The organism is Bacillus sp. FSL R5-0434, assembly GCF_038004745.1.
GTDB lineage: Bacteria > Bacillota > Bacilli > Bacillales > Bacillaceae > Bacillus > Bacillus halotolerans.
Genome location: NZ_JBBORV010000001.1, coordinates 2,115,077 through 2,128,876 on the forward strand (window position 1 = coordinate 2,115,077; position 13,800 = coordinate 2,128,876).

The 13,800-nt window shown below is 42.4% G+C and carries 18 protein-coding genes and 1 pseudogene; 7 read left to right on the top strand and 12 right to left on the bottom strand.

Features of this window, described 5'->3' with window-relative positions:
• Nucleotides 1-4: 4 nt before the first annotated feature.
• Nucleotides 5-619: a sporulation-specific diadenylate cyclase CdaS gene (gene cdaS / locus NYE43_RS10555; protein ID WP_024121736.1), complete on the bottom strand. Its 615-nt coding sequence runs from the start codon at nt 617-619 to the stop codon at nt 5-7.
• A gap of 275 nt (nt 620-894) precedes the next feature.
• Here cdaS and NYE43_RS10560 point away from each other — a divergent pair, with 275 nt between their 5' ends.
• Both NYE43_RS10560 and NYE43_RS10565 read left to right on the top strand, forming a co-directional pair.
• Nucleotides 895-2,253 carry an MATE family efflux transporter gene (locus NYE43_RS10560; protein WP_044155533.1) on the top strand — a complete coding sequence of 453 codons (1,359 nt, stop codon included), beginning with the start codon at nt 895-897 and terminating at the stop codon, nt 2,251-2,253.
• A gap of 15 nt (nt 2,254-2,268) precedes the next feature.
• Nucleotides 2,269-3,117: an STAS domain-containing protein gene (locus tag NYE43_RS10565; protein ID WP_024121738.1), complete on the top strand. Its 849-nt coding sequence runs from the start codon at nt 2,269-2,271 to the stop codon at nt 3,115-3,117.
• A gap of 32 nt (nt 3,118-3,149) precedes the next feature.
• Here NYE43_RS10565 and bshB2 read toward each other — a convergent pair whose 3' ends face one another.
• The 4 genes from bshB2 to rarD all read right to left on the bottom strand — a co-directional run bounded on the left by bshB2 (nt 3,150) and on the right by rarD (nt 5,431).
• Entirely contained in the window at nt 3,150-3,815 is a 666-nt protein-coding gene (bshB2, locus tag NYE43_RS10570) for a bacillithiol biosynthesis deacetylase BshB2 (RefSeq protein WP_341061814.1), read from the bottom strand.
• 19 nt (nt 3,816-3,834) lie between these two features.
• On the bottom strand, nt 3,835-4,185 hold the full coding sequence (locus NYE43_RS10575; protein ID WP_010334594.1) for a YojF family protein: 351 nt from the start codon (nt 4,183-4,185) through the stop codon (nt 3,835-3,837).
• Nucleotides 4,182-4,460: a hypothetical protein gene (locus NYE43_RS10580; RefSeq protein ID WP_024121740.1), complete on the bottom strand. Its 279-nt coding sequence runs from the start codon at nt 4,458-4,460 to the stop codon at nt 4,182-4,184. The genes NYE43_RS10575 and NYE43_RS10580 overlap by 4 nt, the downstream gene beginning before the upstream one ends.
• A 74-nt stretch (nt 4,461-4,534) precedes the next feature.
• The gene (gene rarD, locus NYE43_RS10585; protein ID WP_024121741.1) at nt 4,535-5,431 is read right to left on the bottom strand and encodes an EamA family transporter RarD; all 897 of its coding nucleotides are present in this window, start codon (nt 5,429-5,431) and stop codon (nt 4,535-4,537) included.
• A gap of 98 nt (nt 5,432-5,529) precedes the next feature.
• On the opposite strand from rarD, the gene NYE43_RS10590 reads away from it, so the two are divergent.
• Nucleotides 5,530-5,985 carry an Hsp20/alpha crystallin family protein gene (locus tag NYE43_RS10590; RefSeq protein WP_024121742.1) on the top strand — a complete coding sequence of 152 codons (456 nt, stop codon included), beginning with the start codon at nt 5,530-5,532 and terminating at the stop codon, nt 5,983-5,985.
• A 33-nt stretch (nt 5,986-6,018) separates the two neighbouring features.
• Here the strand turns inward: NYE43_RS10590 and NYE43_RS10595 are convergent, their stop codons facing one another.
• The gene (locus tag NYE43_RS10595) at nt 6,019-6,252 is read right to left on the bottom strand and encodes a hypothetical protein (protein WP_044155524.1); all 234 of its coding nucleotides are present in this window, start codon (nt 6,250-6,252) and stop codon (nt 6,019-6,021) included.
• Nucleotides 6,253-6,352: 100 nt separating this feature from the next.
• Nucleotides 6,353-6,453 (bottom strand): annotated as a pseudogene (locus tag NYE43_RS10600) (transporter); the annotation flags it as partial.
• A 363-nt stretch (nt 6,454-6,816) separates the two neighbouring features.
• Between NYE43_RS10600 and NYE43_RS10605 the strand changes: the two are divergent.
• Nucleotides 6,817-7,206 (top strand): tautomerase family protein, encoded by a 390-nt coding sequence (locus NYE43_RS10605; RefSeq protein WP_024121746.1) that lies wholly within the window; start codon nt 6,817-6,819, stop codon nt 7,204-7,206.
• 92 nt (nt 7,207-7,298) lie between these two features.
• Here the strand turns inward: NYE43_RS10605 and NYE43_RS10610 are convergent, their stop codons facing one another.
• Together NYE43_RS10610 and yodB are read right to left on the bottom strand one after the other, a co-directional pair.
• The gene (locus NYE43_RS10610; protein ID WP_024121747.1) at nt 7,299-7,565 is read right to left on the bottom strand and encodes a hypothetical protein; all 267 of its coding nucleotides are present in this window, start codon (nt 7,563-7,565) and stop codon (nt 7,299-7,301) included.
• A gap of 181 nt (nt 7,566-7,746) precedes the next feature.
• Entirely contained in the window at nt 7,747-8,085 is a 339-nt protein-coding gene (yodB, locus tag NYE43_RS10615) for a transcriptional regulator YodB (protein WP_024121748.1), read from the bottom strand.
• Nucleotides 8,086-8,214: 129 nt separating this feature from the next.
• Here yodB and NYE43_RS10620 point away from each other — a divergent pair, with 129 nt between their 5' ends.
• The gene (locus NYE43_RS10620) at nt 8,215-8,823 is read left to right on the top strand and encodes a nitroreductase family protein (protein WP_024121749.1); all 609 of its coding nucleotides are present in this window, start codon (nt 8,215-8,217) and stop codon (nt 8,821-8,823) included.
• A 45-nt stretch (nt 8,824-8,868) separates the two neighbouring features.
• Here NYE43_RS10620 and NYE43_RS10625 read toward each other — a convergent pair whose 3' ends face one another.
• Together NYE43_RS10625 and NYE43_RS10630 are read right to left on the bottom strand one after the other, a co-directional pair.
• Complete coding sequence (locus NYE43_RS10625; RefSeq protein WP_024121750.1) at nt 8,869-9,471, bottom strand: alpha/beta hydrolase; 603 nt, start codon at nt 9,469-9,471, stop codon at nt 8,869-8,871.
• A gap of 11 nt (nt 9,472-9,482) precedes the next feature.
• On the bottom strand, nt 9,483-10,394 hold the full coding sequence (locus NYE43_RS10630; protein ID WP_024121751.1) for a ring-cleaving dioxygenase: 912 nt from the start codon (nt 10,392-10,394) through the stop codon (nt 9,483-9,485).
• A gap of 184 nt (nt 10,395-10,578) precedes the next feature.
• On the opposite strand from NYE43_RS10630, the gene NYE43_RS10635 reads away from it, so the two are divergent.
• Both NYE43_RS10635 and NYE43_RS10640 read left to right on the top strand, forming a co-directional pair.
• Nucleotides 10,579-10,779 (top strand): DUF3311 domain-containing protein, encoded by a 201-nt coding sequence (locus NYE43_RS10635; protein ID WP_044155515.1) that lies wholly within the window; start codon nt 10,579-10,581, stop codon nt 10,777-10,779.
• Nucleotides 10,779-12,269, top strand: a complete 1,491-nt coding sequence (locus NYE43_RS10640; RefSeq protein WP_024121753.1) for a sodium:solute symporter family protein — start codon at nt 10,779-10,781, stop codon at nt 12,267-12,269. The genes NYE43_RS10635 and NYE43_RS10640 overlap by 1 nt, the downstream gene beginning before the upstream one ends.
• Before the next feature lie 34 nt (nt 12,270-12,303).
• On the opposite strand, the gene ctpA is transcribed toward NYE43_RS10640, so the two are convergent.
• Complete coding sequence (ctpA, locus tag NYE43_RS10645; protein WP_101860546.1) at nt 12,304-13,704, bottom strand: carboxy-terminal processing protease CtpA; 1,401 nt, start codon at nt 13,702-13,704, stop codon at nt 12,304-12,306.
• Nucleotides 13,705-13,800 lie beyond the last annotated feature (96 nt).

Genomic DNA, 13,800 nt, shown 5'->3' on the forward strand with positions numbered 1-13,800 from the left:
ATTTTTATGTTCTCGGTGAGATGAGCGGATATAACACACCGTCCTTCGCAAACGACATCTTGCCTGTTTCCTCAGAAACAACAAGCACAAGCGCATCTGTATATCCAGACATCCCCAAAGCCGCCCGGTGCCTGGTTCCCAAATGAATATCCACTTCTTGTGTCGTCAGCGGGAGAACGTTTCCGGCTGAGACGAGTGTATGGTCCCTCACTAATAAAGCGCCGTCATGAAGAGGGTTTCCCGGGAAAAAGATGCTTTCAATTAATGAAGCACTGATTTCTGCATGAAGCGATGTTCCTTTTTGAATAAATTTGTCAACCGGGTCTGCCCTTTCAATGACAATTAACGCGCCATGCTTATTTTCCGATAAATTTTTAATCGCCTTGGCCAGTTCCACAAATGACGGTGTAAATTGTTCAATGTATGATTGCAAATAAAAGGATGAGGCAATGCCGTGCATATTCTCAAAAATACGTCCCAAGTCATCCAATTCACAAAGGAGGCATTGATCTTTTTCGTGTAACGTTTTCAAAATAAGAGAAGCATCCCCTAATATCTGTTCTAAATGCGATTGTATCTTTGCCGTGAATACACTTTCTGTCATCTGTTCGTAATGCATGGGCCTTCATCTCCTTTTCATATTTTCAACTTTGCACGCATGCTTATCTTATTGATGTACATTCTATTGGTAAAGGAGGTATGTAAAGAATGGAAATGGAAAGAATCATTCAATATATCTGCACCTTTTTAGGCGTTATTTCGCTTTCTTTTATTTATGCCCAAATGTTTAGAAAAACGAAACCGACAAAAAAAGAATAGGCCAGGCGTTCATTGCTTTTTATACATAAAATGTTATAATTTCTCTCGTTATGATAAAGAAACGGGGATCAATGTATGAAAGAAACCAAAAACGCCGGACAAAAGATAAAACAGCTTTTGCACATTTTAATTCCGATTTTAATTACTCAGGCGGGGCTTTCTCTCATGACCTTTTTAGATACGGTGATGTCAGGGAAAGTCAGCGCCGCCGATTTAGCCGGTGTGGCCATTGGTTCAAGCCTTTGGACGCCTGTCTATACTGGTCTGGCAGGTATATTAATGGCAGTCACCCCGATTGTCGCACAGCTATTAGGTGCTGATAAAACCAAACAAATTCCCTTTACTGTCTTACAGGCTGTATATGTGGCCGCGCTTCTAAGCATCGCCGTTTTAGCGGTTGGATATGGAATAGTTGATCCTGTTCTGTCCCGATTGAACCTTGAGGCACACGTATATGACATTGCTAAGCACTTTTTAGGGTTTTTATCTTTGGGGATTTTTCCTTTATTTGTTTACACCGTTTTGAGATCGTTCATTGACTCATTAGGAAAAACACGAGTGACCATGATGATTACACTATGTTCACTGCCGATTAATTTTGTGTTAAACTACGTATTTATTTTCGGAAAATTCGGCATGCCTGCCCTTGGCGGAGTCGGCGCCGGAATTGCATCAGCGCTTACGTATTGGTGCATCTGTATCATCAGTTTTATCATCATTCATAAAGCAGCGCCGTTTTCTGAATATGGCATTTTCCTTACCATGTATAAGTTCTCTTGGGAAGCGTGCAAAAATATGCTGAAAATCGGACTGCCCATCGGGTTTGCCGTGTTTTTTGAAACGAGCATCTTCGCGGCTGTCACTTTGCTGATGAGCCATTTCAATACAGTAACCATCGCGTCCCATCAGGCCGCCATGAACTTTGCGTCACTTTTATATATGCTGCCGCTCAGCGTGTCCATGGCTTTAACGATAGTTGTCGGGTTTGAGGCCGGAGCAGCTCGTTTTAAAGACGCTCGCTCTTACAGCTTTATCGGCATCATGATGGCAGTAGGCTTTTCTTTGTTAACAGCTGCCTGTATCCTTTTATTCAGAGAGCAAATCGCAGGTATGTACACCTCTGATCAGGATGTCCTCCGGCTAACGCAGCACTTTTTAATTTACGCGCTGTTTTTTCAGCTTTCCGATGCTGTGGCAGCACCTATTCAGGGCGCCCTCAGAGGATATAAAGATGTCAATTATACACTTGCAGCCGCTTTTATTTCTTATTGGGTTATCGGCCTTCCTGTCGGTTATGCGGTCGGCACGTTTACAGGACTTGGCGCGTTCGGTTATTGGATCGGGTTAATTGCAGGACTAGCGGCAGGAGCAGTCGGGCTGTTTTTCAGGCTGGTTAAACTGCAGAAGCGTTATTTATTGAAGCAGGAATTTTAAAAGAGGTGATATGACATGGCACAAAATCAGAAATTATATGAGTATCTGTCTCAGCATGCAGAAGAAATAAGTTCTACATGGTATGAAACAATCGAGGAAACTGATCCGAATTCAATCTATGCATCAACAGACCCGGCCGTCATTAAAAATTTAAAGAGCCAGAATCTTGCTTTCAATTATAAGATCAGCCGTATCTTTATAGATGAAGAAGAGGTATACTTGCCCATTCTAAAAGCCTGGGCATTTGAAGTCACCCAGGATCAAGAGCATTTAAAAACGCCTATCCACTATATTATCCGTGAGTTTGTCAGAGTGAGAGACTTGTATATTTCCTATGTGAAGGACTTTGCTCATATCAATCAGGATACCGTGAAAAGCGAAGAAGCCGAGGATTTGTATCACACCCTTATTAAGGCGTTTGATCTTGTGATTCATATTTTTATAGAAGAAATGTACAAAAACACAAGCCTTCAGCTTCAAGCCCAAAAGGATATGATCACTGAATTGAGCGCCCCGGTAATCGTGCTGTTCCACAGTGTGGGACTGCTTCCGTTAATCGGTGATATTGATACCGTCCGCGCTAAATTGATCATGGAAAATACATTGAATCAATGTGCGAAAAAAAAGGTGACGCAGCTTTACATTGACTTGTCCGGAGTAGCGGTAATTGATACCATGGTTGCCCACCAGCTGTTCAGTCTGATTGAGGCGCTGCGTTTGATCGGCGTTTCATCCACATTGTCGGGGATCCGCCCGGAAATTGCGCAAACCGCGGTTCAGCTCGGTTTGTCTTTTGAGGACATCTCACTGAGATCTACTCTTGCATCAGCGATTGCATCTGACTTGAAATTAAAAAAGGTATAAGGTCCCCTCTCGGGCCTTATACCTTCTTTTTTTTAATCATTCCATTGATATGTCCAATACACTTCTTCTTCAAACCATGTTGCCATTACAGATTCATTGTTTTTCAGTTTTTCCTCAAGCTCTCGGAGCATACCTTCCGTCTGGGTGCGATGAGCTCTTAACGCGTTCATTTTAATATCTGCCACTTCTTTGATATCAAGTACGACGTCTGCTTCGCCAAGCACCTCTTCCCTATTGCGTGTAATAGCCATGCATAGTGTGCGCGGACGGTCTTCTTTCTTTTTGCGGTACAATGCCCGGATGACCGCTTCCCCGCATGCATCATGGTCAGGGTGCACGCCATGTCCCGGATAAAATGTGACAATTAAGCTTGGTTTTACATCATCTATGATTTCTTCCATGATATCAGCTAAATATTCATCGTCTTCAAACTCAAGCGTTTTATCCCGAAGTCCGAGCATTCGCAGATCATTGATATCCATTTCTTTGCAGGCATTGATAAGCTCTTGTTTTCTTAATAATGGCAAGGTTTCCCGATTAGCAAAAAATGGATCTCCCATATTTCTGCCCATTTCGCCTAACGTAGCGCAAGCATATGTAACGGGCACATCTTTTTTTCTGTTTAAAGCAATCAGACCCGCCACACCGTATGATTCGTCATCAGGGTGAGGCAGGATTACAAGCACGTGTTCTTTCATTATTTTTTCACCCTTTTCTTTAAACTGTGAACGGTTTTTCACTGATTTGAAGTGAAATAGCCAGTTTTCCGCCCGGCAAGTGTCCTGCCATTAATAAGCGGTTTTCTTCATCCACTGTGTACTCAGTCAGGCCTTCAGCATAAATCCAGCCCTCTTCTGTTTTTAAGCCGACCCGGTAAGGCCCGCTCCCTTTGATTTTAGCTTGATGATAGGTTACCTTCGCATTGCGTATATAAGCAACAACCGTCATGTTTTTTTCATTTAAATGTGCCGAGTAAGAACCGGTTGTGGTTTCTAAATGGATATATACAGGGCGGTCCGCATATCGTTCTAAAGATGCTTGCACATCTTCTTTTATGATTGCTTTCATAATTGCTCCCCTCTTTCTACTTTTAAATACTGTACGCGTTCTGTATGTAATTTGACCAGTTGATATTTGACAGCCGGTTCCAGCTGTGAATTCACAATGCGCTGTATAGCGGCATAATATTTTTCCAGCATAGGTTTACGGAGTCTCGGATGTGTTCTCTTATCCAAAAGCTCAAGATCAATTGCCTCTGTAACCGATTCTGCATCTTCGTTTGAGAAAGAGCGGCTGTTCCATAGCGAGGCGTATGCTTTTCCTATTTCTATATCATTGTCCATCGTCCTGCTCCTTTATGTCTTACATACATGAAATGATTATACATAATATATACTCAAACTGAAAAGCCAAAGGCTCAATGGCTTTTTGATGCCCGTTTCCATTTCACTTGTGAAAACGTAAACAAGACTAATGCAGCCCATATACAGGCAAAGGTAAATGCCTTCGAGCTTGAAAATGGCTCATGGTAAATGAACAGCCCGATCAGCAAGGTGATGGTCGGTGCAATATATTGTAATATACCGACTTGATACAGCGGCAGCCGCTTCGCCCCTTCAGCAAACAATAAGAGCGGCAGCGCGGTAAACACACCGGCAAAAAAGAGAAGCACCCATGCCCCGCCGCTTTCTGCACCCGCAGGCTGAATATGGCCGCTAAGCAGCAAATACCCCAATGCAATCGGCATAATCATGAATGTCTCCAGCGTTAAACCGATAGCGCTTGAAAGACTTGTTCTTTTTTTGGTAAATCCGTATAAGCCAAAGCTGAATGCAAGCAGCAGCGCGATGTACGGAATGGAGCCGTATTGAAACGCAGAAATAATAACGCCGGCTGCCGCAATAGAAACTGCAACCAATTGAAGGCGATTCAGCTTTTCCTTTAAAAACAAAATGCCGAGAAGAACTGACACAAGCGGATTGATGTAGTAGCCAAGACTTGCTTCTAGCAGAAATCCATGATTGACAGCCCATATGTATACAAACCAGTTAACCGAAATGAGAATTGAAGCGAGAAATAAAGATAGTATGCCTCCGTTCTTTTTTAAAGACCGCAGCTCATGCCACCCCGTTTTCCATTGACGCAAGAAAAAAAGCACGATACACATAAAAACAAAAGACCAAATGATACGGTGAGCTAAAATATCAAGTGCCGGCAGCTGTTCAAGAAGCTTCCAATAAAGCGGAAACAGCCCCCACATCGTAAAGGAAACGGCTGTGTAAAGAACGCCTTTTTTTGTTTCTGAATGATGCATATTATGTCCCTGCCTTTCTTTAGAGCATCTTATATTATATCACGTGAAAGATCGAGCAGGCATATACTATTTTGTCCGTGAAGAAAGGTGTGACGAAGATGTTTGAGTGGAACAAGTACTTTCCTTTCCAAAATCAATTTTCCAAGGAAGCATTAAAAAAGGCCGATCCAAAAGAGGTTGAGCATTATGTAAACAGTGTAATGGAAAGTGTGTTCGGAAGTGATTACGCGGCTCAATTTCCATTTCGCGATCCTCTCCCGACTAAAGAAAAAACAAAGCGCACCGAACCTGATATAGATATATTCGAAACAGCAGACCATGTGTTTGTAAAGGTTTCAGTAAGCGAAAGCCAGCTGGAACAGCTCAAAATTAAACATACATCACATACATTACTGATTGAACATTTCCCGGGTTTGACTCATCCTAAAAAAGTAAATCTTCCCTGTCTTGTCAAGCGGAAAGGAACGAAAGCCGTATATAAAGACGGCCATCTGGAAGTCATGTTTCATAAACAGCAGGACTACAATATGTCCGAGGTAGAAATTATGCGATAAAAAACGGCCTGCTTCTGTGCAGGCCGTTTTTTGCTAATAGAAACCGGGATAACCTCCGCCATACGGTCCCCCGGGGCCGTATGGCGCACCTCCGTAACCGTAAGGAACAGGCGGATACGCATAGGGACGCGGATAATTAAAAAGAGCACTCCCAAGAAAACCGCCTAATAAACCGCCGACTAAAGGAGCGCCAAACAAAAAAGGGTTTCGTTCCGGGTATCCGGCCGGACCTGGGTTCCCGCGATAATATGAGTGTTGAGGGTACATGATTATTTCCTCCTTTATGTCTGCCTATATATAAGATATTCATCCAGGAAGAAAAACGATTGGGCTATTGTTAAATTGGATTTTTACTGATAAAGCATTATTACAAAAATAATCCGGCCAATAAAACACAGCCCAGTCCTGTACCGAGAGGACCGTTGTGAGCAGCGTCCACGTTTGAAACGTTTCCTTCATGCTCACGCCGTCAGAAATAACAAAATAAAAACCCCGGCAGCAGTGATAAAAATCGGCATGGCTAACCTCCATTTTCATGTTGTTTTTGACAATATCTCCGGATGTTTATTAGAAAACGCTTTCATTTCAACGGAATAGGATCTTCGTGGTGATATAATTGTCATCTTTTGATCAACTATTATTTTCATACTAACCTCCTAATCAATTACTGCCAGTAATATTTATGATTTCATAGGCTGTCAGACAACAATATAGTTATATATTGATCAATTATTGGTTATATGTTATGTTTTTATCTATCAATCGGCTTCAGATAACAAAATAATGTGATAACATGCTGATAAAATCAGTGTCACAAAAGGAGGAATTCAAATGCCATTATTACGTTTCGATCTGATAGAAGGCCGTGATCAAAAAGCATTACAATCGCTATTAGACACTGCTCACCAAGCAATGGTAGAAGCGTTTGGCGTGCCGGAGAGTGACCGATATCAAATTGTGCACCAGCATCCCGCGAATGAGCTCGTGATTCACGATACCGGATTAGGATTTCATAGAAGCAAGGATTTGATCGTGATCAGCATTACAAGTAAAACAAGAACAAAGAGCCAAAAAGAGAAATTATATGCCTTGCTGGCTGAAAAACTAGAAGCAGAATGCGGTATTTCCCCGGAAGACCTAATGGTTTCCATTACGGAAAACGGTGATGCTGATTGGAGTTTCGGGCTCGGCGAGGCACAATTTTTGAATGGTAAGTTATAAGATGGTGAAACTTCTTCATCTGCTTTACACTTAGCAAATGGCCAGTCAATGAAATAAAAAAAGAGAGATCCTTATTCAAGACCTCTCTTTTTTTATTTCTTTTTCAAAAAAGCAGAAATAACCAGAATGAAAACAGCCAGCAAAACGAAATATAACGGTGTGATCCAGATTTGGTGGATAGAATCAGGGTCTCCCTTTTTATACCCAGTTTCGATGCCTATGTAATTCCAATGAAAGCTGACAGGGTTTTGATCGTATATATAAAATTCAGGCAGATAGAGCTCCGGTTTGCTGATTTGAACAACAAGATAAATGATGATTCCCATTAACAACAGGATAGCTGTTAGTAACTTTTTCACGGAAGGATCCTTTCCTATTTTTGTATGTTGACATCATCCTAACATCTCTTTTTATAAGTGTAAAATATAAGCTGATTCATATCATGGCTCCTAAAATAAAAAGTCATGTAAACGGTATGACCCACTTACATGACTTTCTCACTGAAACAAACCCTTTCTGCGGATGCTCTGTTTCTTTCCATTATTTCTCTTCTTCGCACACTGTAACACCAGGCTCACAAAATTGATCGGCCCACGCTTGCATTTCTTGAAATACGGCTTGCAGCGCGGTTCCTTTTTCAGTCAGCGTATAGATCACTTTTACCGGTGTCTCGGGAAGAACCCGGCGTTCAACAATTTCGTTTTGCTCTAGCTCTTTAAGGCGCTCTGCCAGCATTTTTTGGCTGATCATCGGTATGGTTTCCGTTATCTCTTTAAATCGTTTCGGCCCATCCATTAGTACATGGATGATCAGACCGTTCCATCGTTTTCCCAGCAATGAGAAAGCTGACTCCATTTTAGGGCACATTGTATTTCCCACTAGTCTTCATCCCTTCATCTATTGTTTGACAAGTATTCACTGATCCATTAAAATTATCTTTCAAGTTACATTTAGTAAGCTTCTAACTTTTCTATTATCATACCACGTTTACCCGAAGGAGGAAACATTATGACTGATACTCTGGACATTTTGCAAGCACGGGCATCTGTTAAGGAATATGATACGAATGCCCCGATCTCTAAAGAGGAACTGACTGATCTTTTGGAGCTCGCCACTAAAGCGCCTTCTGCATGGAATCTGCAGCACTGGCATTTTACAGTTTTCCACAGCGATGAATCAAAAGCGGCTCTTCTGCCTGTAGCATATAATCAAAAACAAATTGTTGAATCTTCTGCTGTCGTTGCCATTTTAGGCGATCTAAAAGCGAATGAAAACGGTGAAGACGTTTACGCTGAACTGGCAAACCAAGGTTTCATCACGGATGAAATCAAACAAACGCTTCTTGGCCAAATTAACGGTGCTTACCAAAGTGAACAGTTCGCACGCGATTCCGCTTTCTTAAATGCTTCATTGGCTGCTATGCAGCTTATGATTGCCGCAAAAGCGAAAGGTTATGACACCTGCGCAATCGGAGGATTTAATAAGGAGCAGTTCCAAAAGGAATTTGATATCAGCGAGCGCTATGTTCCGGTTATGCTTATTTCTATCGGGAAAGCAGTGAAACCTGCACACCAAAGCAACCGCTTGCCTCTATCAAAAGTATCAACTTGGCTGTAAATCTAAGAAAAACCTTAGTCCGGATAAACACGGACTAAGGTTTTTTTATTGAAACGTATCTTTGTACCATTGGCGAGCCTGTTCAGCTTCATGCTGTGTGAGCTGATGGCCCCCATCCTGCCAAAAAACTGAAGCAGATGCCCCGCTGTCAAGCAAACAGCGGTGAAGCTCTTCCGATTCTTCCTTTGTGCAAAGCGGATCATATTTTCCCGCGCCAATGAAAACAGGAAGCCCTGTCATATTGGGAAGCTCAAGCCCCCGTATCGGCACCATAGGATGATGCAGAATAGCCCCCTTTAAAACATCCGCATAATGAAAAAGCAGGCTCGCTGCGATATTTGCGCCGTTTGAGTAGCCGACTGCAATCACTCGGCTCCGGTCAAACTGATGCGTTTGTGCCGCCTCGTCGATAAAATCTTTCAATTCTTTTGTCCGCTCAACGAGATCCTTTTCATCAAATACACCTTCGCTGAGACGTTTGAAAAAGCGCGGCATTCCATTTTCGAGCACTGATCCCCTGACACCCAGCAAATGAGCATCCGGATCTATAAAACGGCCCAATGAAAGGAGATCATGTTCATTTCCTCCGGTTCCATGTAACAGCAGTAAGACGTTATCAGATGTCCCTCTTTCAAAAATATGCTTCATCATGTCCCCTCCTACAATTCAGGCAAAATATCTGTAATTTGTTTGCGGTGTTGCTCCAGCCATTCAGGCAGCTTTAAGGATGTCCCCAGCTCATCAAACGTTTCATCTGTCATAAAGCCTGGTTCATCTGTGGCAATTTCAAATAAAATGCCGCCTTTTTCCCTGAAATAAATTGATGTGAAATACTCCCTGTCCAGAATTTCTGATGAAGGGAGATGTTTTTCAGCAATAAGCGGCTGCCATTTAGCCTGCTCCTCACTCGTTGTCCGAAACGCTATATGATGAACTGTTCCATAACCTCCGACGCCTCTTTTTTCCGGCTGCAAATGAACGTCAATCACGTTTCCGACAGCCGCTGCGGATTTCAGTCTAACGATCTGATCTTCTTCCGCTACTTTGCTGTATCCGAAGCTTTCCTCTAACAATTGAATCGTTGCTTGCGGATCAAAGGAGTACAGCAGCACGCCTCTCATTCCGGTGATGGCTTCATGTTCTGAAATGCCGTCAGGTGTCCACTCGCTTTTTCCGCTTTTGCCGTCTTCCATGATTGCTAACGGAAGGTCTTCTGTATCATCAAAGATCAGCGCGTGTTCCCCGCATAGCATTTTCTCCTCTGCATTCAGTCCATTATTTTGAAGGCGTTCCTTCCAGAAAGCCAGAGAGCCTTTAGGGACTGAAAAGTAAATTCGGCCGGCTTGGCCTTTCCCTACCGTCCCCTGCCCGCTTCCTTGGAACGGGAAAAAGGTAATAATGGTCCCTGGATCTCCATTTTGATTCCCAAAGTAAAAATGATATGTTCCCGGGTCATCGAAATTCACTGTTTTTTTGACAAGCCGAAGCCCGAGCACTTCTGTATAAAATCGCAAATTTTCTTGCGGATCTCTGGCAAATGCTGTGACATGATGCAATCCTTCTGTTTTCATCTTTTCACTCCTAAATTATCTTGATTTCGAGATATTTATTATTTTAAACCTATAATGTGCAGGATGCAAACCATGTGATTTAATTAAATAATTGAAAAAATCATTTTTTTCTAATAATTATCTTGTGATCTTATCTTACAACTGCTATTATAGTGAGCATTATCATCTTTCAGGAGGAAAGTAAATGGTTAAAAAAGCACTTATTGTTATACTCATCATTTTACCATTCATTCAGCTTGCACTTTTGCCGTTTGTGAATCGAATCGAACCGATTATTTTCGGCCTTCCTTTTTTCCATTTTTGGCTGCTGCTGTGGATTATCATTACGCCGGTATGTTCGTTTGGCATTTACCTGGTGCAAAAAAAAGATGGAGGAATTGAATGATGCAAGGAAATCTCACTGCACTTATGATTACGGCTATTATCGTATTAACTGTTGTCTGTATCGGATTTCTCGCCGGGAGAGACAAATCATCGCGAACCTCGGTGGAAGAATGGTCTGTCGGCGGCAGACGTTTTGGAGGCCTTCTCGTTTGGTTTTTAGTTGGCGCTGACCTTTACACGGCATATACTTTCTTAGGCCTGACCAGTACGGCTTACACAGGCGGAAGTGTTGCGTTTTTTGCAATTCCTTACTCCGTATTGGCTTATTTTATCGCCTATTTCTTCCTGCCGAAACTTTGGAAAGTTGCGAAAATCCACAAATTAACAACTCTCGCTGATTATGCGCGGGAACGTTTTGACAGCAAGCTGTTGGCAAGTCTCGTTGCAATTGTCGGTGTCCTGATGCTTATCCCATATATCTGTCTTCAGCTTAGCGGAATTCAAGATACGCTTCAGGTGGCGGGAACCGGCTATATCAACGTAAAGTTTGTTGTCATCATCTCATTTATTCTAGTTGCTCTTTACACGTTTTTCAGCGGGATTAAAGGGCCTACTTTTACAGCCATTATTAAAGATATTTTAGTATGGGTGATTATGCTGTTTATGGTCGTTTCCCTCCCTCTTATTCATTTCAACGGCTGGACGCCGATGATTGATACATTGGTGAAGGAAGCGCCGCAAATGCTGACGATACCGACAGAGGGCCCAAAAGGCATCCCTTGGTTTATTACAGCATCTATTGTATCCGCCTTGGCACTTTTTATGTGGGCGCATGCCGCTACAGGTGTATTTACGGCGAAAAGTGCCGATGCAGTTAGAAAAAACAGCATGTTTTTGCCGCTTTATAACATCGTTTTAATCTTAGTTATTTTCCTTGGTTTTATCGCTTTTCTTGTGCTGCCGGAAGATACAAATCCAAGACTGGCGCTGCTGCATCTGATTCAGACGTCTTACGGCGGCGTGGCACAAGGTTTTGCATATGCCACTATCGCCCTAGCTTCATTGATCCCTTGTTCGATCATGGCTATCGGAGCATCGAATTTATTTGCCAATAACTTATACCGTGACTTGATCCATCCAAATGTGTCACAAAGCAAACTGACCCTTATTACACGTTCCATGGTGTTTGTCGTGATCGGTCTTGCTCTACTATTTGGAATGCTGTTCCCGACTGCCTTAGTAACACTTCAGCTTTTAGGCGTTTCCGGTATGGTGCAGATCTTCCCCGCGATTGCCGTCAGCTTATTCTGGAAGAACCAAACGAGAGAGGCGACAGTGATCGGATTATTAGCCGGCCTTGCGGTTACGTTTATTGTGTATATCACTCAATCTGCACACGGCATTTATGAAGGTTTCTGGGGATTGTCCGCCAATATCATCGCTGTAATCATTCTCAATCCGCTGTTTGTAAAAAGAGCAGGTTCAAATCCAGTCAAAGAAGGTTTATTTGGTAAAAAAACTGAACCGAATCCGAATCAGAAGGGTGCTTAAAAAAAGCCATACGCGGTAGCCGCGTATGGCTTTTTTACATTTCTTTTTTCAGCGTTTCAATTGCTTTTTTCATTTGCGTATCATTATTTGACAGCTTTTGTTGAAGTTCTGTCATTAGTTTTGTTGTAGTATCGCCAGTCAGCACGCCTGTTTGTTTCAGATTCTCTTTTTTCTGGAACTGTTTGACGACTGATACAAAATCTTGATCATACGTACTGTTTACCTTCACCTGATAGCCAAGTGCTTTCAGCATTTGCTGAGCGACTTTGACTTCAGTGCCTGTATTGCCTGATTTGTACGTTTTATCAGCGTCCAAATATGGGAGCTTCGCGTAATCAGGAAGTTCTGCTTTCACTTGCGGCTTGATGCCTTTTTTATGAATCCATTCACCGTCAGCAGTCAGCCATTTGGCCATTGTCAGTTTGACTGTTGAGCCATCCTCATACTCTTTTGCGGTTTGCACTGTGCCTTTTCCGAATGTGGTTTCTCCAATTAACGGAATGCCTGACGATTCATGAAGGGCAGCGGCCATGATTTCTGCAGCGCTCGCTGTTCCGTCATTTACTAAAACGACAGTCGGCTTTGTGACTTTTCGTTCTTTTTCCGCTTTCATGACTTCTTTTGAGCCGTTTTTGTACTCAACCTGCATAATATTTTTACCTTTATCAATAAACAGATTGCTCATTGTAATCGCCTGGTCCATTAAGCCGCCCGGATTGCCCCTCAAGTCTAAAATATAGCCTTTGGCACCTTTTTTCTCTAAACTGTCGATCGCATTTGTCAGCTCTTTAGCAGTTGTTTCAGAGAAAGAAGTGATTTGGATCTCACCGATATTGTTGTCTTTCATCTCAGAATAGACGGTCTCAACAGGAATCGTATCGCGCTTAATGGAAAGATCAATCTCTCCCACTCCCGCTCTGTTCAGCTCAAGCTTCACTTTTGTGCCCTTTTTGCCGCGGATTAAAGCGACGGCTTCATTTACATTCATGCCTTTTACGCTTTTCCCGTTTACTTTCAGGATTTGATCCTTCGGTTTGATTCCGGCTTTTTCAGCAGGTGAACCTTTGATTGGCGCAACAATAAGGATTTCACCGTCTTTTTCCTCTACTTGCGCTCCTATTCCTTCAAAGGATGCAGAAATGCTTTCTTCGAATGATTTTCCTTCCTCTTGATCCATATAGGTAGAGTAAGGATCGTCCAGAGACTCAATCATTCCTTTAATTGCTCCGTCTACTAATTTGTCATCGTTTGTTTCCTTGTAATAATCACTTTTGATTTGCTCATACGCTTTATTTAATTTATCGAACTTACTGTCTCCTGTGCTTGTTGATTTCTGGCCCAGAATGCTTGAATTGCCCGTAATAAATAAAGTCAGCGCCGAAGCGACAACCGCAGTGATCAGCACAACAAAAAACAGTTTCAATTGCCGTTTCAATTAAACACCACCTTTTCTTCTTACATTATTATCATGGACGATTTCCTATTCGTCAACTCGGAGCAGAAAATATAGAGATCCGCCCTTCTTTATCGT